The 21,281-nt window shown below is 38.7% G+C and carries 24 protein-coding genes; all 24 read left to right on the top strand.

Annotated elements, in window-relative coordinates; genetic code table 11:
- Positions 1 to 1,056, top strand: a complete 1,056-nt coding sequence (locus V7161_RS01870; protein WP_335442022.1) for an NAD(P)H-dependent glycerol-3-phosphate dehydrogenase — start codon at positions 1 to 3, stop codon at positions 1,054 to 1,056.
- 224 nt (positions 1,057 to 1,280) lie between these two features.
- A complete protein-coding gene (locus V7161_RS01865) occupies positions 1,281 to 1,466 on the top strand; it encodes a DUF2768 domain-containing protein (RefSeq protein WP_335442021.1) in 186 nt (61 codons plus the stop codon).
- A gap of 32 nt (positions 1,467 to 1,498) precedes the next feature.
- Positions 1,499 to 2,209, top strand: coding sequence for a hypothetical protein (locus tag V7161_RS01860; RefSeq protein WP_335442020.1), 711 nt, complete (start codon positions 1,499 to 1,501; stop codon positions 2,207 to 2,209).
- Between the two features lie 444 nt (positions 2,210 to 2,653).
- Positions 2,654 to 4,132 (top strand): stage IV sporulation protein A, encoded by a 1,479-nt coding sequence (gene spoIVA / locus V7161_RS01855; RefSeq protein WP_223593497.1) that lies wholly within the window; start codon positions 2,654 to 2,656, stop codon positions 4,130 to 4,132.
- A 363-nt stretch (positions 4,133 to 4,495) separates the two neighbouring features.
- Positions 4,496 to 4,768 (top strand): HU family DNA-binding protein, encoded by a 273-nt coding sequence (locus tag V7161_RS01850; protein ID WP_007084878.1) that lies wholly within the window; start codon positions 4,496 to 4,498, stop codon positions 4,766 to 4,768.
- 149 nt (positions 4,769 to 4,917) lie between these two features.
- On the top strand, positions 4,918 to 5,484 hold the full coding sequence (folE, locus tag V7161_RS01845; protein WP_223593495.1) for a GTP cyclohydrolase I FolE: 567 nt from the start codon (positions 4,918 to 4,920) through the stop codon (positions 5,482 to 5,484).
- Positions 5,485 to 5,508: 24 nt separating this feature from the next.
- A complete protein-coding gene (gene mtrB / locus V7161_RS01840; RefSeq protein ID WP_223593493.1) occupies positions 5,509 to 5,748 on the top strand; it encodes a trp RNA-binding attenuation protein MtrB in 240 nt (79 codons plus the stop codon).
- Positions 5,749 to 5,933: 185 nt separating this feature from the next.
- Positions 5,934 to 6,746, top strand: coding sequence for a heptaprenyl diphosphate synthase component 1 (locus V7161_RS01835; RefSeq protein WP_335442019.1), 813 nt, complete (start codon positions 5,934 to 5,936; stop codon positions 6,744 to 6,746).
- A gap of 5 nt (positions 6,747 to 6,751) precedes the next feature.
- Positions 6,752 to 7,456: a demethylmenaquinone methyltransferase gene (locus V7161_RS01830; RefSeq protein WP_335442018.1), complete on the top strand. Its 705-nt coding sequence runs from the start codon at positions 6,752 to 6,754 to the stop codon at positions 7,454 to 7,456.
- 43 nt (positions 7,457 to 7,499) lie between these two features.
- A complete protein-coding gene (gene hepT, locus V7161_RS01825; RefSeq protein ID WP_335442017.1) occupies positions 7,500 to 8,462 on the top strand; it encodes a heptaprenyl diphosphate synthase component II in 963 nt (320 codons plus the stop codon).
- A gap of 98 nt (positions 8,463 to 8,560) precedes the next feature.
- The gene (gene ndk / locus V7161_RS01820) at positions 8,561 to 9,007 is read left to right on the top strand and encodes a nucleoside-diphosphate kinase (protein ID WP_335442016.1); all 447 of its coding nucleotides are present in this window, start codon (positions 8,561 to 8,563) and stop codon (positions 9,005 to 9,007) included.
- A gap of 165 nt (positions 9,008 to 9,172) precedes the next feature.
- Entirely contained in the window at positions 9,173 to 10,345 is a 1,173-nt protein-coding gene (gene aroC, locus V7161_RS01815) for a chorismate synthase (RefSeq protein WP_335442032.1), read from the top strand.
- Positions 10,345 to 11,415, top strand: a complete 1,071-nt coding sequence (gene aroB / locus V7161_RS01810) for a 3-dehydroquinate synthase (RefSeq protein WP_335442015.1) — start codon at positions 10,345 to 10,347, stop codon at positions 11,413 to 11,415. Before aroC ends, aroB begins: the two co-directional genes overlap by 1 nt.
- 16 nt (positions 11,416 to 11,431) lie before the next feature.
- On the top strand, positions 11,432 to 11,806 hold the full coding sequence (gene aroH, locus V7161_RS01805) for a chorismate mutase (RefSeq protein WP_335442014.1): 375 nt from the start codon (positions 11,432 to 11,434) through the stop codon (positions 11,804 to 11,806).
- Positions 11,807 to 11,832: 26 nt separating this feature from the next.
- Positions 11,833 to 12,921 carry a histidinol-phosphate transaminase gene (gene hisC / locus V7161_RS01800; RefSeq protein ID WP_335442013.1) on the top strand — a complete coding sequence of 363 codons (1,089 nt, stop codon included), beginning with the start codon at positions 11,833 to 11,835 and terminating at the stop codon, positions 12,919 to 12,921.
- Positions 12,922 to 12,957: 36 nt separating this feature from the next.
- The gene (locus V7161_RS01795; protein WP_335442012.1) at positions 12,958 to 14,064 is read left to right on the top strand and encodes a prephenate dehydrogenase; all 1,107 of its coding nucleotides are present in this window, start codon (positions 12,958 to 12,960) and stop codon (positions 14,062 to 14,064) included.
- Between the two features lie 26 nt (positions 14,065 to 14,090).
- Positions 14,091 to 15,380, top strand: coding sequence for a 3-phosphoshikimate 1-carboxyvinyltransferase (aroA, locus tag V7161_RS01790; RefSeq protein ID WP_335442011.1), 1,290 nt, complete (start codon positions 14,091 to 14,093; stop codon positions 15,378 to 15,380).
- A 327-nt stretch (positions 15,381 to 15,707) separates the two neighbouring features.
- Positions 15,708 to 16,604 (top strand): hypothetical protein, encoded by an 897-nt coding sequence (locus tag V7161_RS01785; protein ID WP_335442010.1) that lies wholly within the window; start codon positions 15,708 to 15,710, stop codon positions 16,602 to 16,604.
- A gap of 24 nt (positions 16,605 to 16,628) precedes the next feature.
- Complete coding sequence (locus V7161_RS01780; protein ID WP_335442009.1) at positions 16,629 to 17,894, top strand: tetratricopeptide repeat protein; 1,266 nt, start codon at positions 16,629 to 16,631, stop codon at positions 17,892 to 17,894.
- A gap of 32 nt (positions 17,895 to 17,926) precedes the next feature.
- Positions 17,927 to 18,493: a ReoY family proteolytic degradation factor gene (locus V7161_RS01775; RefSeq protein ID WP_335442008.1), complete on the top strand. Its 567-nt coding sequence runs from the start codon at positions 17,927 to 17,929 to the stop codon at positions 18,491 to 18,493.
- Between the two features lie 97 nt (positions 18,494 to 18,590).
- On the top strand, positions 18,591 to 19,055 hold the full coding sequence (locus V7161_RS01770; protein WP_335442007.1) for a YpiF family protein: 465 nt from the start codon (positions 18,591 to 18,593) through the stop codon (positions 19,053 to 19,055).
- 140 nt (positions 19,056 to 19,195) lie between these two features.
- Entirely contained in the window at positions 19,196 to 19,699 is a 504-nt protein-coding gene (locus tag V7161_RS01765) for a ubiquinol-cytochrome c reductase iron-sulfur subunit (protein WP_289985321.1), read from the top strand.
- Between the two features lie 3 nt (positions 19,700 to 19,702).
- Complete coding sequence (qcrB, locus tag V7161_RS01760; RefSeq protein WP_223593471.1) at positions 19,703 to 20,377, top strand: menaquinol-cytochrome c reductase cytochrome b subunit; 675 nt, start codon at positions 19,703 to 19,705, stop codon at positions 20,375 to 20,377.
- Positions 20,378 to 20,438: 61 nt separating this feature from the next.
- Entirely contained in the window at positions 20,439 to 21,215 is a 777-nt protein-coding gene (locus V7161_RS01755; protein ID WP_335442006.1) for a menaquinol-cytochrome c reductase cytochrome b/c subunit, read from the top strand.
- Positions 21,216 to 21,281: the final 66 nt, after the last annotated feature.

Below are 21,281 nucleotides of genomic sequence, written 5' to 3'. Positions count from 1 at the left end.
ATGCAAGAAAAAAAAGAAGCTGTAGCTGTGTTAGGGGCAGGGAGCTGGGGAACAGCACTTGCAATGGTATTAGCTGACAATTCTCATGAAGTCCGTCTTTGGAGCCATAATGAAGATCAGGTAAAGGAAATAAATGAAAATCATACAAATAAAAAGTATTTGCCTGGAATTGGCTTGCCTGAACGAATTGTTGGATATGGTTCTTTGAATGATGTGCTTATTGGGATAGAAACGGTCATTTTGGCGGTTCCAACTAAAGCTATTCGAGAGGTCCTTGGAAAAATCCGTGATGTTTTACGAGAACCTATAACGATAGCGCATGTCAGCAAAGGAATTGAACCTGATTCTTTATTGCGCATTACTGAAATGATTAAAGAAGAAATGCCTGGTGAGCTATTAAACGACGTTGTAGTTCTTTCGGGGCCAAGTCATGCTGAAGAAGTAAGCCTGCGCCATCCTACAACTGTTACAGTTGCTTCGGAAAATATGGCTGCAGCAGAAAAAATTCAGGATCTTTTTATTAATCACAATTTCCGTGTTTATACGAATTCTGACGTTATTGGCGTTGAAATTGGCGGTGCCCTAAAGAATATCATTGCCCTTGCTGCAGGTATTACCGATGGACTTGGATATGGGGACAATGCCAAAGCTGCTCTTATGACAAGAGGATTAGCTGAAATTGCACGACTTGGTACAAAAATGGGGGCAAATCCTCTCACTTTTTCTGGATTAGCCGGAATCGGCGATTTAATTGTTACCTGTACAAGTGTTCATTCGAGAAACTGGAGAGCCGGAAATTTGTTAGGTAAAGGAAAAACGCTGGATGAGGTACTTGACAATATGGGAATGGTCGTGGAAGGTGTCAGGACAACCAAAGCGGCCTATCAGCTGGCCCAAAAATATGAGGTCAAAATGCCAATTACATCTGCTCTTTATGATGTTCTTTTTAATGGGAAAGAGGCAAAAGATGCAGTTGATGTATTAATGGCACGTGGAAGAACACATGAAATGGAAGATTTAGTTAATGTATTAGATGAAAGAACCTTTGAAAACTAAAAATGTGCTTTTTCAAAAAGAAAATAGGCTTTAGATGATACGCTTTTTACCTTCTTTGCATACAATGCAACGAAGTAACTTGGTAGTATGACGCCTGGAGTATGGGTTATTTAGTCCAGTAGACTGAAGTAAAGAAATCGCCCCTCTTTACTTCAGTTTTTTTATTTTTTATGTATTGGCCAAGCTATGGTATAATAACTTTCGAAAAAAAGGGGGAATTATGTTTGTCACCAGGAATGTTAAAAATGTGGATTTCAATTGCTGGCATGGCTCTGATGTTCCTTGCCATAATCACCATATATTTCAGCAGATATAAGCTCAAGGGCATATTGCGGCTCTTGTCAGCCATTCTTGCGTATATATTTATGATTATTGCTGGACTTACGCTTCTTATTGTTTTCTTCACATAATTGATCAAATACATAGTATAAAGGTGATTGTTATGAAATGGAAAGTCCATGGTTTATTTTTTGTCCTTATTGTTTTTTTATTATCTGGATGTATGTATCCCAAAGAAGAGTTGGCAAAAAATCAAATCCCATATAAAGATCAAATCCAAGCGGTTCAAACAGCTGTAGATGATTTTAAAAAGGATAATGGGGGTATCCTTCCAATCAAAACAAAGGAAGCTGAAACTCCCATTTATCAGAAATATCCAATTGATTTTAAAAAAATCACACCAAAATATCTTTCGGAGCCTCCGGGAAATGCTTATGAAAACGGCGGTATTTTCCAATACGTACTTGTGGATGTAGAAACCAATCCAACAGTTAAGTTATTGGATTTACGGATTACAGAAACAATCCGTGATATTAATTTAAGAATTAAAGCAAAGGGCTACCCGCCCTATAAAGAACAAATTGCTAAAAATGTGTTTTCTTTGGATTACAAAAAGCTAGGGTATGAGAAGGCACCTTATGCTGTTAGTCCTTTTACAAATCAAAATCTTTCCTTCGTCATAACCGGCAGCGCCGAAGTATTTGTGGATTACAGTCCTGACCTTTTTCAGGCCCTTCAAAAGACAGATACGCAGCTAAAACCAGGAGAGGATATCCGCTCGATCTTGGTAAATGATTCAATGTTTGTTCCTGCCTATTCCTTGCCATATACCGTGGATAAAAAAACGAAGGAGCCTGTATTCCTAGAAAAATAAAATTATCTAGCTCCAGCGCCTAGGGGCTCGAGTCATAAGCCAATCCGTCGAGAAGGTTAAAAAGCAACCTTCCCGCCGGCTCGTCTTATGCTTGTCGCCCCTAGGAAAAAATGAACTGCTTTTTTCCCTGGTCAAGGCGCTTCCGCTTTTAAAAATTGTCATAACCCTTTTCCTATGAAATATATTTTAGGAGAAGGGTTTTTTTGCTTAATAAATTAGATATGGCATTTAGCTATATCCGTGACGATAGATAGAAACCCTCCATAAATTCAAACGTTCAGACACTACAGATAGTTAATTAAATCGTGGAAATTTTAAGAAGGGGGAAAAAATTTTTTAAAAAGAGGCATAACAAGATAGGACAACATCATAAACATATACTGTCCAAAAATACCTAAATGGATGAAATTATCCCACTTTACTCAATGATCGGGAGGGGATCACTTGGAAAAGGTCGACTTATTTAAAGATATAGCTGAAAGAACAGGCGGCGATATTTATTTAGGAGTAGTAGGAGCAGTCCGAACAGGAAAATCTACGTTTATTAAAAAATTTATGGAGCTTGTTGTTTTACCGAATATAAGCAGTGAAGCAGAAAGATCCAGGGCACTCGATGAGCTTCCACAAAGTGCTGCCGGAAAAACCATTATGACAACAGAACCGAAATTTGTACCGAATCAGGCGGCTACTGTTCATGTTGATGAGGGCTTAAATGTGAATATTAGGCTTGTGGACTGCGTTGGCTATACGGTTCCAGGTGCGAAAGGTTATGAAGATGAAAATGGACCAAGGATGATTAATACTCCATGGTATGAGGAGCCAATTCCATTCCATGAAGCAGCAGAAATTGGTACCAGAAAAGTAATCCAAGAGCATTCCACCATTGGGGTTGTCGTTACAACGGATGGATCTATTGGCGAAATCCCTAGAAGCAATTATATAGAGGCAGAGGAAAGAGTTATCGAAGAGCTGAAGGAAGTAGGCAAACCATTTATTATGGTGGTAAACAGTGCACAGCCTTACCATCCAAGTACAGAAACGTTAAGATCCAGTTTAGCTGAAAAATATGACATTCCTGTTATCGCAATGAGCGTTGAAAGCATGCGCGAAAGTGATGTTCTCAATGTCCTTCGCGAAGCACTCTATGAATTCCCTGTCCTAGAGGTGAATGTAAATCTTCCAAGCTGGGTCATGGTGTTAAGGGAAAATCATTGGCTTCGTGAAAGCTATCAAGAAGCAGTTAAAGAAACGGTAAAAGATATCAAGAGATTAAGAGATGTGGACCGGGTGGTACAGCAATTCAGTGACTTTGAATATATTGAAAGAGCTGGGCTCGCCGGAGTTGAAATGGGATCAGGTATTGCTGAAATCGATTTAATCGCACCTGATGAATTATATGATGATATATTAAAAGAAATCGTTGGAGTTGAAATTAGAGGTAAAGATCACCTCCTGGAACTTATGCAGGATTTCGCCCATGCAAAAGGAGAGTATGATCACATTTCTGACGCCTTAAAGATGGTGAAGCAGACGGGGTACGGCATTGCCTCTCCTACACTTTCGGATATGAGCCTTGAAGAGCCTGAAATTATTCGCCAGGGTGCCCGCTTTGGAGTGAGATTAAAGGCTGTAGCACCTTCGATTCATATGATAAAAGTTGATGTTGAGTCTGAGTTTGCCCCAATCATTGGCACAGAGAAGCAAAGTGAGGAGCTTGTCCGTTACTTAATGCAGGACTTTGAGGATGACCCACTGTCAATTTGGAATTCTGATATCTTTGGTCGCAGCCTAAGCTCCATTGTCCGAGAAGGCATCCACGCAAAACTTTCCTTAATGCCAGAGAACGCCAGATATAAACTAAAAGAAACATTAGAAAGAATTATAAACGAAGGATCAGGCGGTCTAATTGCCATCATCCTTTAAGCTATGGACTCCCAACCTGGAGTCTTTTTTTTGTATTTTCACTAAAAAATGTGGAATATTAGCCCAGCAAAGTAGAATTTTGTAGAACCAAAGAAAAGATTACCATAATTTCATGAAATGTTCTTGCTATGCGGTTTTGATTATGATAATCTTTTAACAGAATTACGTTATAGCGCTTGAAACCTTTATTTCACAAGGTTTTTTATTAAAAAAATAGATTTAAGCCATAAAAGTGGCAAATTTGTATAACTTTAGTAAGAAAACCTTGCTATGACGTATAGAAATTAGAAAAATTGTTTAGAAATGTAGATAAGTAATCTTATTTACGAATCTTGATAATTTCTTTGGGAGGAGGTGAATGGCATGAACAAGACAGAACTTATTAATGCAGTAGCTGAAGCTAGCGAGCTTTCTAAGAAGGACGCTACAAAAGCAGTTGATGCTGTTTTTGATGCGATTTTAGATGCTTTAAAAAATGGTGATAAAGTCCAATTAATCGGTTTTGGTAACTTTGAAGTACGTGAGCGCGCAGCGCGTAAAGGTCGTAACCCTCAAACAGGTGATGAAATCGAAATCGCTGCTAGCAAAGTACCAGCTTTCAAACCAGGTAAAGCGCTTAAAGACGCAGTAAAATAATTACATAAATTTATTGCTTTAAGCGAACGCTTAAGAGCTAAGGCCATGGTGAAATTCCATGGCCTTTTTCTATTTTTTGCTTGAAGTTTACTGATTATGCTAATATGTATTTGTCATTTTATTTTTGACGGATATAGGAGGAATTCAGTATGACAGAAGTGAACCGTGCCCAAATTGAAGAGGCGGTACGTTTGATATTAGAAGCTATTGGTGAGGACCCAAATCGTGAAGGCCTGCTTGATACACCTAAACGTGTGGCAAAAATGTATGAAGAAGTATTCAGTGGATTAAACGAGGATCCGAAAGTTCATTTTGAGACTATCTTCAGTGAGGATCACGAAGAGTTAGTTTTGGTGAAGGATATTCCGTTTTATTCGATGTGTGAACACCATTTAGTCCCTTTCTTTGGTAAAGCCCATGTGGCGTATATCCCGAAAAATGGCCGTGTTACTGGGCTAAGTAAATTAGCAAGAGCGGTAGAGGCCGTTGCGAAAAGACCGCAGCTCCAAGAAAGAATTACAGCAACGATAGCAGACAGCATAATGGAGAAATTAGAGCCGCATGGTGTTATGGTTGTGGTGGAAGCAGAGCATATGTGTATGACGATGCGCGGTGTGAAAAAGCCAGGTTCAAAAACGGTTACAACCGCCGTACGTGGAAACCTTGCCGACGATTCCATTGCCCGGTCAGAAGTACTTTCATTAATAAAATATTAAGCATTCATAATAAGGGGTGGTAATGTGGAAGAAAAGCGCAATTCACAAAATAGTGAATATGTGGTTATTAAGGCGCTTGATGATGGTGTAAGTGTCATTGGTTTAACGCGGGGATCTGATACAAGATTTCATCATTCAGAGAAGCTTGATAAAGGTGAGGTTTTAATCGCCCAATTTACCGAGCATACGTCCGCAATAAAAATAAGGGGAAATGCAACAATCCTTACCCAATATGGCCAGGTTGAAAGTGAAATGAAGAAATAAGCAAGACTATTTCCTATTAATTTGTGAATTCCTGCTCAGCACACGTCTTTTGTGTTATAATCATGTTTGGCTTGTTTTAATAACAAAAGATTCTTTTTCATTTTTTGGAGCATGAATTTTACTTTGCGGATAGGAAATAAGAATACATATAGATATATTACTTCGGGGAAGCAAGGGTGATTAGGATGCAAGATATTCAACAAAAATTTGCAGTAATTCTAGAGAAGGTTGAAAAAAGTGTTTTTGATGCATTCTTGCTCAAATATATTAATATTCCGGTGATTGACGAGGATAAACTGCTTATCCTTATTTCTATCATGGACCGTCTGGACCTTTCCTTTAGTGAATTAGAGAACTATGCATTGTCCACCATGTTAATTCAAATCGCCCTTGATACCCATGAACATATAATAAATTCACCAGAGGCTGAAAAAAGTCGTCAGCTTACTGTTTTAGCTGGAGATTATTTTAGCGGTTTATATTATAAGCTTCTCGCTGATTCAGAGGATATTTTGATGATCAAAGCCCTTTCCCAAGGGATTAAAGAAGTAAATGAGCATAAGATTTCTGTCTATCATCATGAATCTGAGGGAATTGAAAAGGTAATGGCAAGTATTAAGGTGGTCGAAAGCGCATTATTTGCTAAACTATCTGAATATTTTAAAGTCGATTTGTGGAATGATTTTATTACTAATCTTTTCTTTTTTAAACGGCTTCTTAATGAAAAACGGCATTTTGAACAAAAAGAAGGCTCAGTTTTATTCGATGCATTGAAAAGAATTATTTTTCCAATGAATGAATTTAAAATTAAAGAATTATCAAATGAGCAGCAAAAACAGTTATTGAAAATAGTGGATCATTACCTTGAAGTTTCAAAAAAGGTCATTGAAAAAGGGCTATTGCAGCTTCCTTACTTAAATGATTTACTTGAAAAAAGAATTAACATGTTGTTGAATCAGCACAAGCCCTATGCCAAAACTTTTGTGGAAGAAGGTTAAATTATATGCAGCAATCGAAGGAACAACGAGTTCATCATGTTTTTGAAAAAATATCTGACAGCTATGATAAAATGAACTCTGTTATCAGTTTTCAGCAGCACATCAAATGGCGGCAGGACACGATGAAGAAAATGAATGTTCAGCCTGGTTCAAAGGCGCTTGATGTTTGCTGCGGTACTGCTGATTGGACGATTGCCTTGGCAGAAGCAGTTGGACCGTCTGGAGAAGTTACTGGCTTGGATTTTAGCCAAAATATGCTGAATGTTGGGATTGAAAAAGTTAAACAACTTAAGTTAAATCAGGTAAAACTAATTCATGGGAATGCGATGGAACTTCCATTCGAGGATGATAGTTTTGATTATGTGACAATTGGGTTTGGTCTTAGAAACGTTCCTGATTACCTTCAGGTTTTAAAAGAAATGCATCGGGTTGTAAAACCAGGTGGAATTGCCGTTTGTTTGGAAACATCGCAGCCAACACTAATTGGGTATAGGCAGCTTTTTTATTTTTACTTTCGGTTTATTATGCCGGTATTCGGCAAGTTATTTGCGAAAAGCTACAAAGAATATTCATGGCTCCAAGAATCAGCACGCGATTTTCCTGGGATGAAAGAGCTTGCACGTATGTTTGAACAGGCAGGCTTTAATGATGTCATGTATAAATCTTACAGCGGTGGTGCAGCTGCTGTTCATATTGGCAAAAAGAATTAATTTAATTGTAAGAAAGACAGGATGAAAAGCTGGGTGAATACAAATGAAATTAAAAATGATGTATTCATTTTTGAATTCGGATATTAACATAATTGAAAAAACGCTAGAAGAGACTATCCAATCAGAGTCTATTCTTTTGAGACAAGCTTCTATGCATACATTACAAGCCGGAGGAAAAAGAATTCGTCCTGTTTTTGTTTTGCTTGCTGGTAAATTTGGTCATTACAATATAGAATTAATGAAAAATGTGGCCGTCGCTCTAGAGTTAATTCATATGGCATCACTTGTTCACGATGATGTCATAGATGACGCTGATCTTCGTCGAGGGAAGCCGACCGTTAAATCAAAATGGGATAACAAGACTGCTATGTATACGGGGGACTTTGTGTTTGCTCTCGCCCTTGAATTAATGACCAATATTAAAAGACCATTAGCTCATAAGATATTAGCAGAAACGATTGTTGAAGTAACAATCGGGGAAATTCAACAAATTAAAGATAAATACCGCTATAATCAAAATCTCCGGGATTACCTCCGAAGAATAAAGCGAAAAACTGCCTTGTTAATCGCTTCTAGCTGTCAGCTGGGTGCTATCGCAGCAGATGTTGAAGAATCCATCCATCAAAAACTATACAGATTTGGCTATTATGTAGGTATGTCCTTTCAGATAACCGATGATATTTTGGATTTCACGGCAACGGAAAAGGAATTGGGAAAGCCTGCAGGCAGTGACCTATTACAAGGGAATATTACTGCACCGGCCCTGTATGCAATGGAAAACCACAAGTTTCGCAGGGAAATAGAAAAGGTTAATGAACAAATGACTCCTTCAGACATTGCCCCAATTATTAATCTGATCAAGCAGTCTGGTGCAATTGAAAAATCTATTGCCTTAAGTGACCAATATTTAGATAAGGCATTAGCTATATTAGAAGAATTGCCAGAAAATAAAGCTAAAAAAACGCTCCGTGATATTGCAAAATTCATTGGGAGAAGGAAATTCTAGCTGGCAGGGAGCTTGCCAAATATTCGAAACAATGTTAATATTTTCGTGGATTGTTTTAAGTAACAATCATGATACATAACGAACTAGGAGTGGAATTCATGGAAAAGACATTTTTAATGGTTAAACCAGACGGCGTACAGCGTAATTTAATTGGTGAAATCGTTGCGCGTTTTGAAAAAAAGGGTTTCCAATTAGTTGGTGCAAAATTAATGAATATTCCCAACGAACTAGCTGAAGAACATTACGGTGAACACAAGGAACGTCCATTCTTTGGTGAATTAGTTGATTTCATTACATCTGGTCCTGTTTTTGCTATGGTATGGCAGGGAGAAAACGTAATTGCAACTGCCCGCCAAATGATGGGTTCTACAAATCCAAAGGATGCAGCACCTGGCACCATCCGCGGTGATTTTGGATTGACAGTTGGTAAAAATGTTATTCATGGCTCTGATTCACCTGCAAGCGCGGAGCGTGAAATCGGTTTATTCTTCAAAGAAGCTGGATTAGTTGAGTATACAAAATTAGTAAACGAATGGATTTATTAATTTAAATTTGATTGGGCACTTGTATTATTGATACAAGTGCTTTTTTGTATCCGCATACAAAAAATTTATCTCTATTTTCGGAATAGTTCCACTATGTTTATTTCGCTGTATATGTTATATTGATACATAAATCTTTAATGAGTTGAAGGGGGAAAGAGAATGGGAATGAGGTACTTAACCGCTGGAGAATCCCATGGACCACAATTAACGACAATATTAGAAGGTCTGCCTGCTGGGATGCCATTATTATCTGAAGACATTAATGATGAGCTTGCAAGAAGACAAAAAGGATATGGCCGTGGAAGAAGAATGCAGATCGAGAAAGATACCGCCGAAATCGTCTCAGGAGTTCGTCATGGACAAACCCTTGGATCACCAATTGCATTAGTCGTCAAAAACAATGACTGGAAGCATTGGACCAATATAATGGGGGCTGAACCGTTAGAAGAAGGTCAGGAAGACGAAATTAAACGAAAAGTAACTCGAGCTCGACCTGGACATGCGGATTTAAATGGTGCGATTAAATACGGTCATCGTGACATGAGGAATGTGCTGGAACGCTCATCTGCGCGCGAAACAACTGTTAGAGTTGCTGCTGGTGCTGTTGCCAAAAAACTACTATCTTTAGTTGGCGTAAATATCGTTGGACATGTAGTTGAAATTGGCGGAGTTAAAGCCCAAGCTGATGATTCCCTATCAATAGAGATGTTGAAGGAGCGGACTGAAAATTCACCTGTTCGGGTTGCCGACACAAATGTGGAGCAAAAAATGATGGATGCGATTGATGAAGCTAAGAAAAATGGCGACTCCATTGGCGGTGTGGTAGAAGTTATCGTAACAGGCATGCCTGCCGGAGTTGGCAGTTATGTTCATTATGATCGAAAATTAGATGCCAAACTAGCTGGTGCAATCGTAAGTATAAATGCTTTTAAGGGTGTCGAATTCGGTATTGGATTCGAAGCTGCCAGAAAGCCTGGAAGTGAAGTTCACGATGAGATTGGTTGGGAAGCAGGACTTGGGTATTACCGCAAAACAAATCGCCTTGGCGGCTTTGAGGGCGGGATGACAACTGGAATGCCAATTGTCGTCCGCGGAGTAATGAAGCCAATTCCAACTCTTTACAAACCGCTAATGAGTGTTGACATCGAAACGAAAGAACCGTTTGCTGCCAGCATTGAACGCTCTGACAGCTGCGCTGTCCCAGCTGCTGCAGTTGTTGCTGAGAGTGTCGTTGCATGGGAACTAGCTAATGCGCTTATTGAACAATTTTATAGTGATAGATTTGAAACCTTTGCTGAAGAAATTAAAAGGCAGCGTGAGTATGCGAGGGAATTTTAATGGAAAAGATACACATCCAAACAGAGTCTAAACAATATAATGTCTTTGTTGGAGAAGGTGTTCGAAAAGACCTGGAATCATTCATATCCAATCATTTTCCAAAATTGACAAGAATATTAATTATGACAGATGAAACTGTAGCCAAGCTTCATCTTGACAAGTTACTCACCATTCTATCATCGTGGGATCCTATTGTTTTTACCGCACCCAGCGGCGAAAAAGCCAAAACATTTGAAGTCTATTATAATGCATTGTCAGCTGCTCTTGAAAACCGACTTGACAGAAAGTCGCTTATTTTGTCATTTGGCGGCGGTGCAGTGGGGGATTTGTCAGGATTTGTGGCTGCTTCATTTATGAGAGGAATTCCTTTCATACAAATTCCGACAACTATTTTAGCCCATGATAGTGCAGTGGGCGGAAAAGTGGCCATCAATCATCCACTCGGGAAAAATATGATAGGTGCCTTTCATCAGCCAGAGGCTGTATTTTATGATTTAGAATTTCTTAAAACACTACCAGCACAGGAAATTCGCTCTGGGTTTGCTGAGGTTATTAAACATGCTTTAATTTTTGATGCGGAATTTTATGATTGGCTTCAAAGAAATGTTCATGATTTAAACTCGCTTTCGATTGAACAACTATCTGAATGTTTAATAAAAGGGATTAAAATTAAAAATGAATTTGTCAGTCAGGATGAACGTGAAACAGGGGTTCGTGCTTATTTGAATCTTGGGCACACTTTGGGACATGCTATTGAGTCCGAAATGGGTTATGGGAATTTTACTCATGGGGAATCCGTAATGATTGGGATGATTTTCGCAATTAAATTAAGCCAGCAACTGCTCGGATTTTCATTCAATTTAAAGGAATTTATTAATTGGGTAGAAAGGCTGGGGTATGAAACTAAAATCCCTAGTCATTTATCATACGATAAATTAATAAATAAGATGAAGCAGGATAAAAAATCTGTCGGCGAAACAATTCGTTTTGTTTTGCTCGAGCAATTAGGTACACCGATTCTTCGTGAGATTTCAGATAAATTATTATTACAAGAGCTTAAAAGCTTTTAAACAGGGAGGGTTTTTCATGTTCAGAGGGGTGAGAGGAGCAACGACGGTTACAGCTAATACTGAAGAGGTAATTGTTACAGCTACTGAAGAACTTTTGGCTAAAATCATTGAGGTGAATCAAATTCAACCTGATACCGTCGCATCCATATTTATTTCTACTACAGAAGACGTTACAGCAGCATTTCCTGCAAAGGCCTTGAGAAAATTTGAGGGGTGGACCTATGTACCTGTAATGTGTATGAGGGAAATCCCTGTTCCGAATTCATTAAAAATGTGCATCCGAATCATGATGCATGTCAATACAAATCAAAATCAGAAAGATATTTTCCATGTTTATTTAAATGAAGCAAAGGTTCTAAGACCTGATCTCGATAATAGTTTGGCATTATAAAAGAATAATCAATGGGGTGGATAATTATGAGATGGAAAGAGCATTTACTTACACTGACTCCTTATCAGCCTGGAAGACCAATTGAGTCAGTCAAGAAACAATACAAATTAGATAAAATTGTAAAGCTTGCATCAAATGAAAATCCGTTTGGCTGCTCTAAAAAGGTGCTTCCTGCAATGCAATCGATATCTGACAATTTAGCTATATATCCGGATGGTTATGCAGCAAATTTAAGAGCGGAACTTGCTGCATTTTTAGAAGTGGGCGAGGATGAACTGATTTTTGGAAATGGTTCAGATAATATCATTCAAATGATTTCAAGAGCCCTGCTACATCCAAATGCAAGTACGATAATGGCTACACCGACTTTTTCACAATATAAGCATAATGCAATTATAGAAGGAGCCATTATTAAAGAGATTCCTTTAAAAGATGGCGATCATGATTTAGAGGCAATGCTGGAAGCAATTGATGAACAAACAAATGTGATTTGGGTATGCAGTCCTAATAATCCAACAGGTACATATATTCCAGAAAATAAATTAATCTCGTTTTTAGATAGAGTGCCAGAGCATATTTTAGTGGTTGTTGATGAAGCTTATTTTGAATATGTTGCTGCTGATGACTATTATGAATCCATAAGTCTAACACGCAAGTATCAAAATGTTATCGTGCTTAGAACTTTTTCAAAAATTTACGGGCTTGCTGCCTTAAGGGTTGGATACGGTGTTGCACATTCATCTATAATTAAAGCACTAGAACCTGCGAGAGAGCCGTTTAACGTTAACTCTTTAGGCCAATTGGCAGCGGTAGCTTCAATCAAAGATCAAGAATTTGTTCTGGAATGTAAAGAAAAAAATAGACAAGGCCTTGCTCAATTTTATGCGTTTTGTGATGAAAATAAATTAAGTTATTATCCATCACAAACCAACTTTATATTAATCGATTTTAAAGTGGATGGTGACAAGGTTTTTCAATATTTACTGGAAAGAGGATTTATTACTCGTTCAGGCAAAGCGTTAGGGTTTCCAACCTCCGTTAGAATTACGGTGGGCCTTCCTGAACAAAATGAAGGGGTACTAAAAGCATTAAGTGATTTTCTGGCTGAGAATTAACGCTGAACGGCTTTTGGTCTAGGGGAGGAATTATTTTTGAATGGCCGTGTTTTCGTCATTGGATTGGGTCTAATAGGTGGTTCCTTGGCTCTTTGTATAAAAAAAGAGCATCCACAATCAACCATTATTGGCTTAGACATCAATAGTGAACAAGCAAGACTTGCCAAAATGCTCGGAGTAATTGATGAAATTGCTGCTGATATACAAGATGGGGCCAAAGATGCTAAATTAATTATAATTGCAGCCCCAGTTAATGATACCAAAACCATTATTCAATCACTTTCAAAGCTTCCATTAAACCCGGATGTGATAGTAACAGATACAGGAAGCACGAAAAGTAAAATTGTCGAAAACGCCTTCAGCTTAAAGGAACAAGGAATTACTTTTATTGGCGGACATCCCATGGCTGGTTCACATAAAAGTGGTGTGTCGGCAGCCAAAGAAATTTTATTTGAAAATGCTTTTTACCTATTAACACCCGGGGAGTATGTTGAAAATTCAAAGGTGATGTTACTTAAAGAGTGGTTAAAGGGGACTAATGCCAAGTTCTTAACCATTACGCCGCAAAATCACGATTACCTTACAGGGATTGTCAGTCATTTTCCACATATCATTGCTGCCTCAATCGTCCGCCAAACTGAAAAATTGTCGGAAGCAGACAGCCTGATCCCCCGCCTTGCTGCTGGAGGATTTAGAGATATCACCCGTATTGCATCAAGCAGTCCAGAGATGTGGAAAGACATCCTTTTACACAATCGTGAAAATTTAATTGAGCTGTTAAACCATTGGCAAGACGAAATGGAATGGGTTAAAACGCTATTAGAAAATGAAAATAGCACTGCTATTTATGATTATTTTTACCAAGCAAAGCAATTTCGTGATAGACTACCGATAAAAGAAAAGGGTGCAATTCCGGCCTTTTACGATTTATATGTTGACATACCGGATTACCCGGGTATCATTTCCGAAATAACAGGATTTTTAGCAAAAGAAAAGATTAGCATTACAAACATTCGAATCCTTGAAACGCGTGAAGATATAAATGGGGTTCTGGTGATTAGTTTTCAAACGGAAGAGGACCGGCATAGGGCTGAACGTTGTATTCGAGCCTATTCAAGCTACGCCACATCCATCGGTTCCTAATTTATATTAATTAAAAAGGTGATTTCATGAAATCAATAACACTTAATACGAAACTAAATCGGTTAATTGGTGAAATAACTATCCCTGGAGATAAATCTATCTCCCACCGTTCTGTTATGTTTGGTTCCATAGCTCACGGTGAGACAAAGATTACTAATTTCCTGCCTGGTGAGGATTGTTTAAGTACGATTTCTTGTTTTCGGAAGCTCGGGGTAACCATTGAGGAAGAAGACAACCAGATCCGAATCAGCGGAAATGGATTTGAGGGGTTAACAGAGCCATTAGATGTCTTAGACGTAGGGAACTCTGGTACAACCATTCGTTTATTGATGGGAATATTGGCCGGAAGACCATTTTTCTCATCGCTAGTGGGTGATTCTTCTATTGGGAAACGGCCGATGACAAGGGTTGCTGGTCCATTAGCGAAAATGGGGGCTGTGATTGATGGCCGTAAAAATGGTTCCTATACGCCATTATCCATTCGCGGAGGAAAGTTAAACCCAATTCAGTACGAACTTCCGGTTGCCAGTGCCCAGGTTAAATCTGCCCTTATTTTAGCTGGTTTACAGGCTGAAGGGATTACTAAAATAATCGAACCTTCTGAAACTAGAGATCATACTGAAAGAATGATTCGGCAATTTGGCGGAGTGATTGAAAAGGAGAATAAAATTATTACGGTTAAAGGCGATCAAAAGCTGACAGGAGCTACGATTCACGTTCCTGGAGATATTTCCTCTGCAGCGTTCTTCTTGGTCGCTGGGGCTATAGTACCAGGCAGTGAAATCATTCTGAAAAATGTGGGTTTAAACCCAACTAGAACCGGTATTATTGAGGTTCTTAAAAATATGGGTGCTGACTTAGAGATTATTTCAGATGAGAGCGATTCCTTTGAACCAGCCGGTGACCTCGTTATAAGAAGTTCAAGTTTAAAAGGAACGGTGATTGAAGGGGATTTAATTCCAAGGCTTATTGATGAAATTCCGATTATTGCCCTTTTGGCAACTCAAGCCGTAGGGAAAACCATCATAAAAGACGCGGAGGAACTTAAGGTAAAAGAGACAAATCGAATCGATACCGTTGTCAACGAACTCAAAAAATTAGGTGCATCAATAGAGGCGACAGATGATGGAATGATAATAAACGGTAATTCTAAGCTACATGGCGGAACCGTCTCCAGCCATGGTGACCACCGGATAGGTATGATGCTGGCAATTGCAGCACTAGTCAGTGATGGTGAGGTATTCCTTGAAAATCCAGAGGCTATCGCTGTTTCTTACCCTAATTTCTTTGAACATTTAAAAAGCCTGACAAACTAAAAGCTGCCATTACGGCAGTTTTTTTTTTCGTTTTTTCAACTAGTCTGTTGATTTGCGCTACAGGCGCTTCGCTTTCCGCGGGCGTGCCGGGGAGTCTCCTCGTCGCTTCGCGCCTGCGGGATATAGAGGTCACTGGAGACCCCGCAGGCGCCAAGGCGCCGAGGAGGCTACAGGACCTCCCCGCGGAAAGCGAGTGCACGGAGCGGAAATCAACAGTCCTGATAGCAGAGACAATCTGGATGCCTATCCGGCAGTTTTTTTGAATGTCATAGTTTTGTTAATTTTCGCATAGCTTGTCTTAAGAGAATATTAAAGGATGTGTGGACAATGTATATCATTGAAAATGCCAATATCCTTAAAGATAAGCAGTTAACAACCTGTTCACTCATCATTAGGGAAGACCGTATCGAATCAATTCAAAGCAGTTCCAAGCATTATCGTTTGATGAAAATGAATGCTGAACCGTATATCATGACCCCCTCTTATGTTCTGTTAAATTCTAAAATCTCACCTGATACTTCCTTCCGGGATTTGAAAACGATGTTTATCGACCAATTCTTATTAAAAGGATGCACGGCTCTAATTACATTTGTCCAAGTTAACTTTGAAAATGAATTAATTGAAAGAATCAATGAAATGAAGATGACACTACTCAGCAGCCCGCTTGACTTTGTCATTGCTGTAAAAATCCCTGTTCGCCTTTTAACCCCGTCATTTATCCGAAAATGCAAAAAAGAAAAAGTACCAGCCATTTTTGTTGAAATAAAATGTCCAGAGGAGTTAACCAATATGCCATGGGGATGGATCAGGGAAGCGTTGTTTCCATTTAATAGTCCATTAATTCCAATAATTTCTACAGTAAATAAGAAGGAAGCTGGCTTCACTTTGTCGAAATGGAAAAGTATCATGGAAAATGAAAAAATTTCAGCTTTTTACGAAGCTCTAGAAGAAGAACAACCACTTTCAATCAATGTGTTAAATCATTTAGGTCTCTATCCCCATATGGCGAGTCTTATGAATAGCACTGAATTAAGCTATAATTTATATGTAAAGGGAAGAGGAATCATGAATGTTGATGAACAGAAATTATTTCATTATCATGGTGATAGACTTGTAGTTACAGTTCACAAAGGAAAGGTTGTTCGGTCTGGGGAAGAGGTTTTATTTAAACCAGGATATGGAGAACATGTAAAAGTGCGAACCCCAGCTTATTTTTCTTTGTAAATTTAGGGGAAGAGGTAGAAGTCAATGGACAGAGTTAATAAAATTATTTCTATGTTAGAAAACGGCCAACATAATGAGGCCATAAATGAATATAATGTTTTATTACAAAGCGGAATGCCTGATGAAAAATATCTTCTAAGTGAAGAATTGTATCAGTATGGTTTTCTCGATGAAGCAAAGGCACTTGTTGAGAACCTTTTAGAAATGTACCCTGAGGAGGGTGAACTGCTTGTACTATTAGGTGAGATTCTAATTGAAGCGGGGGAAGAGGAAGAAGCCATTCTCATTTTGGAAAAAATTTCAGAACACGATGCTAATTTTGGGCAGTCATTACTTTTATTAGCGGACCTATACCAAGTTCAAGGTTTATATGAGGTCTGTGAAAATAAGCTTCTCAAGGCTAAGGAAATATTGCCTAATGAAATCATTATCGATTTTGCCCTGGGCGAGCTTTATAGTGAACAGGGTGAAATAAGGCAGGCCATGGCCGCTTATGAAAAAGTTTTAACAGAAGAAAGTGAGATTGCCGGAGTCAATATTCACCAGAGAATGGCAGACCTGTTAAGTGCTTCTGGCCTCTTTGAAGAAGCGTTAGTCTATTATGATAAAGCGCTGGATGAAAAGTTAGAAATTAACACATTATTTGGCTATGCTTTTACAGCGCTTCAGGCAGGTTATAACCGAACTGCCATTGAGAAGTTCAATGAATTAAAAGAACTTGACCCAGAGTATCATTCACTTTACCTCCATCTTGCCATGGCATATGAGCGGGAAGAAGAGCTAGAAAATAGCATACGTGCAATTAATGAAGGTATTAAACAAGACGAATTTAATAAAGAATTATTTTTCTATGGCGGCAAAATATCTATTAAGCTTGGAAAAATTGTGGAGGCAGAACAGCTTTTTCGGGAGGCAATAGCCTTAGATCCTGGCTTTACTGAGGCTGCTCTAACCTTAAATAAGCTATTATTCCAACAAGAGCGGCATGAGGATGTGCTGGATTTAATTTCAGCCCTTGATATTGCTGAGGATGAAGAACCCCAATTTTTATGGGATTCCGCCCTCGCTTTAGAGAAATTAGAGAAATTTTCATCCGCATTAGACAAATATGAAAGTGCATATACTTTTTTTAAGAACAATGAGGCATTTTTACAAGATTACGGATATTTTTTAGTTGAGGAAGGAAAATCAGACCTCGCTGCCGAAATTTTTAAACAGCTGCTAATTAAGGATCCTACCAATTTTGAATACCTTGACATGGTTGAACGTTTAACCGATTTTAAAGATTAAAAATGCTGATTTTGCAGAGGAGGGAAACTATCATGGCAACCCCTGTTTCTGTCAACGAGAAGAAGGACTTTATACGATGGTTTTTAAATCATTATCAACTTAAGAGAAGAGAATGTGTTTGGATTCTAAATTATTTAATGAGCCACGATCAACTTATGGAAAAGGTTCATTTTGTTGAGCAAGCACAGTATTGTCCAAGAGGTTTGATTATGTCTACCCATTGTGTAGATAAAGTACCATTTCGCTTTTATAAGGAAAATGTCATGACCACTGATGCTGAAAAATCCTTTCATGATATTCGGCTTAACCGGGACGAAGATATTTTTATTCAATTAAACTTCCATGCATCAAATCAAGCACACCAGTATGCAGCAGTCCTTGAAGAAAATCCATTTGTACCTAAACATCTGCAGGTTAACGAGAAAGATGGATTAATTGCTGAACAACTGCTGCAAAACAGTATTGAACGCTTTCAACGGGAAAAGCTGCTCCAATTGATTGATGAAGCACTTGATAAACAAGATCGCCAAGCGTTTAAAATGTTAACCGAAAAATTAAATAAACTAAATCAGTATGAACCAAAAGGAAGCCTGCGTTAAAGCAGGCTTCTTTTTTCTTTTGCGTCTTTATTATTTTATTGTTTTTGGAGAAAATGATAATATAGGAATAGTGAATTCTTAAAGGTTGGTGCACACTATGAAATGGATACCTCAAGAGGTAGAGACCTACTTGAATGCAAAAGAGTATGTCGATACCGCAGTTGTCCCTTTATATTCGGTTTCAGTTGGGGGGGAAATGAAGCAATCTGCTGCTGCTGCAGAATTTATCACCTTATTAACAAGTCATTTAGAAAGACAATTTACGGGAAGAATAGTCTTGTTTCCGCCATTTACATACTTAAAAGATGTTAGTACCGAAAAAGTTTTTAATGAACTGCTCAATTGGGAGTCCAGCATTTTTCAGAGTGAATTTAAACACGTATTTTATATTACCTCTGAAATTGAATGGAGAGAAAGCTCTGAAAAATTAAAAGGATCGTTAATTTGGCTTCCGGCCATCCCGCTTGAACAGATGAGTGATTCGCAAAAATTAACGATTATCGACAGTCAAGTCAAACAGCTATTAACTCTTTTTACGCAAAAATGGCATGAAAATATGTAAAACTATCCAGAATATATGTTTTTAAAATAGTATGATATTGACCTTGCATGCAGATTGATATATCATTGTTATGTCCTAGTTTTATATGTGTTTAATTTTTGTCCGCTGGACTTAAATTCGTTAATAGAGGGGGGATAAGCATGAGTAAAGAGCGCGTTTCAAGACGTCAATTCTTAAGCTATACTTTAACAGGTGTAGGCGGTTTCATGGCAGCTGGAATGTTGATGCCAATGGTAAGATTTGCAGTTGATCCAGTATTGAAGACTGAAGGTGCCGGAAATTTTATCGCAACAAAGCAAAAGGTTTCTGAAATAACCGATGAACCAGTAAGGGTTGACTTCACCTTCAAGCAAAAGGATGCATGGTATGAGTCTGAAGTAACCAATACTGCTTGGGTTTATAAGAATGGGGACAAGATTGTTGCCCTATCACCAACTTGTAAACACTTAGGCTGTACGGTTAACTGGAATACGGACAAGGAGCATCCAAACCAATTCTTCTGTCCATGCCACTATGGCCGTTACACGAAGGATGGTACAAACATAAAGGGTACACCACCACTTCACCCGCTTGATGTATATCCTTACAAAGAAAAAGACGGTTTCCTATATCTAGGAAAAGCTGAACCACGGAAGGAGGCGTAATCATTGTTAAACAAGATTTACGATTGGGTAGATGAACGTTTAGATATTACGCCACTGTGGCGCGATATCGCTGACCATGAAGTACCTGAGCATGTTAACCCGGCGCATCATTTTTCAGCGTTTGTTTATTGCTTTGGCGGTCTGACATTTTTTGTTACTGTAATTCAAATTCTCTCCGGTATGTTTTTAACTATGTATTATGTGCCGGATATTAAAAATGCATGGGAGTCCGTTTATTACCTTCAAAATGAAGTAGCATTTGGACAAATCGTACGTGGAATGCATCACTGGGGAGCCAGCTTAGTACTTGTAATGATGTTTTTACATACATTGCGCGTGTTTTTCCAAGGTGCCTATAAAAAGCCGCGTGAGCTTAACTGGGTTGTCGGAGTACTTATTTTCTTCGTCATGCTGGGCTTAGGTTTTACAGGTTACTTATTACCTTGGGATATGAAAGCGTTGTTTGCAACAAAAGTAGGTCTGCAAATTGCAGAAGCAACTCCGTTCATTGGTACCTATGTAAAGGTTCTACTAGCTGGACATGAACATATTGTTGGTGCGCAAACGTTAACTCGATTCTTTGCGATTCACGTGTTCTTCCTGCCAGGTGTTCTTTTAGGTCTAATGGGGGCCCACTTCATCATGATTCGCAGACAAGGTATCTCTGGACCTCTTTAAAACTTATTAGCTGAAATTGTAATTTTATCTTATTATTACGGAAAAAGGAGGGGATTGCTCAATGCATCGCGGTAAAGGTATGAAGTTCGTTGGTGACTCACGTGTGTTAGCACCTGAAGCCCGAAAACCGAAACTTCCAAAAGATTACTCAGAATATCCTGGTAAAACAGAAGCATTCTGGCCTAACTTCCTTTTGAAAGAATGGATGGTAGGAGCAGTATTTTTAGTTGGTTATCTATGTTTAACCGTTGCTCATCCGGCTCCGCTTGAAAGGATTGCGGATCCAACCGATACAGGTTATATTCCATTACCAGACTGGTATTTCTTATTTTTGTATCAATTGCTAAAATATACATTTGCTTCCGGACCGTACACGGTAATTGGGGCAATGATTATCCCTGGACTTGCTTTTGGAGGATTACTATTAGCTCCGTTCCTTGATCGTGGACCGGAACGCCGCCCATTGAAACGTCCGATCGCAACTGGTGCTATGCTTTTGGCGTTAGCTGCTACTGTTTATTTAACTTGGGAATCTGTTGCGACACATGACTGGGCTGCTGCAGAACGTCAAGGTAAAATTGTTGAAAAAGTGGACATTGATAAGTCTAGCGCTGGGTATAAAATCGCTAGTGCAAATACTTGTATCACTTGTCACGGCGATAGTTTTCAGGGTGGTGCTGGTGCCCCGACATTAATCGGTACCGGTTTAAAGCCTGAAGAGATTGCTAAGATTGCCAAAGAAGGTAAAGGCGGCAAAATGCCACCAGGAATTTTCAAAGGTTCTGACGAAGAGTTAAAGACACTTTCTGAATTTATCTCAGGTCTTGGTAAAAAATAATTTAAAGATTGAAAAGCTGACGATTTTCGTCAGCTTTTTTCTTAATTAGTGAAATGGGGAATCATA

Source organism: Neobacillus drentensis (assembly GCF_036965425.1).
Classification (GTDB): domain Bacteria; phylum Bacillota; class Bacilli; order Bacillales; family Cytobacillaceae; genus Neobacillus; species Neobacillus drentensis_F.
This window is presented reverse-complemented; position numbering and strand designations above follow the sequence as displayed.

Coding starts and splice junctions, on each gene's coding strand:
- hisC (WP_335442013.1), top strand. CDS start 11,833: ATGAGATGGAAAGAGCATTTACTTACACTGACTCCTTATCAGCCTGGA.
- V7161_RS01835 (WP_335442019.1), top strand. CDS start 5,934: ATGCAAGATATTCAACAAAAATTTGCAGTAATTCTAGAGAAGGTTGAA.
- V7161_RS01775 (WP_335442008.1), top strand. CDS start 17,927: ATGGCAACCCCTGTTTCTGTCAACGAGAAGAAGGACTTTATACGATGG.
- folE (WP_223593495.1), top strand. CDS start 4,918: ATGACAGAAGTGAACCGTGCCCAAATTGAAGAGGCGGTACGTTTGATA.
- aroB (WP_335442015.1), top strand. CDS start 10,345: ATGGAAAAGATACACATCCAAACAGAGTCTAAACAATATAATGTCTTT.
- V7161_RS01850 (WP_007084878.1), top strand. CDS start 4,496: ATGAACAAGACAGAACTTATTAATGCAGTAGCTGAAGCTAGCGAGCTT.
- aroA (WP_335442011.1), top strand. CDS start 14,091: ATGAAATCAATAACACTTAATACGAAACTAAATCGGTTAATTGGTGAA.
- aroH (WP_335442014.1), top strand. CDS start 11,432: ATGTTCAGAGGGGTGAGAGGAGCAACGACGGTTACAGCTAATACTGAA.
- V7161_RS01785 (WP_335442010.1), top strand. CDS start 15,708: ATGTATATCATTGAAAATGCCAATATCCTTAAAGATAAGCAGTTAACA.
- V7161_RS01770 (WP_335442007.1), top strand. CDS start 18,591: ATGAAATGGATACCTCAAGAGGTAGAGACCTACTTGAATGCAAAAGAG.
- hepT (WP_335442017.1), top strand. CDS start 7,500: ATGAAATTAAAAATGATGTATTCATTTTTGAATTCGGATATTAACATA.
- V7161_RS01780 (WP_335442009.1), top strand. CDS start 16,629: ATGGACAGAGTTAATAAAATTATTTCTATGTTAGAAAACGGCCAACAT.
- aroC (WP_335442032.1), top strand. CDS start 9,173: ATGAGGTACTTAACCGCTGGAGAATCCCATGGACCACAATTAACGACA.
- V7161_RS01755 (WP_335442006.1), top strand. CDS start 20,439: ATGCATCGCGGTAAAGGTATGAAGTTCGTTGGTGACTCACGTGTGTTA.
- ndk (WP_335442016.1), top strand. CDS start 8,561: ATGGAAAAGACATTTTTAATGGTTAAACCAGACGGCGTACAGCGTAAT.
- V7161_RS01830 (WP_335442018.1), top strand. CDS start 6,752: ATGCAGCAATCGAAGGAACAACGAGTTCATCATGTTTTTGAAAAAATA.
- V7161_RS01860 (WP_335442020.1), top strand. CDS start 1,499: ATGAAATGGAAAGTCCATGGTTTATTTTTTGTCCTTATTGTTTTTTTA.
- V7161_RS01765 (WP_289985321.1), top strand. CDS start 19,196: ATGAGTAAAGAGCGCGTTTCAAGACGTCAATTCTTAAGCTATACTTTA.
- V7161_RS01870 (WP_335442022.1), top strand. CDS start 1: ATGCAAGAAAAAAAAGAAGCTGTAGCTGTGTTAGGGGCAGGGAGCTGG.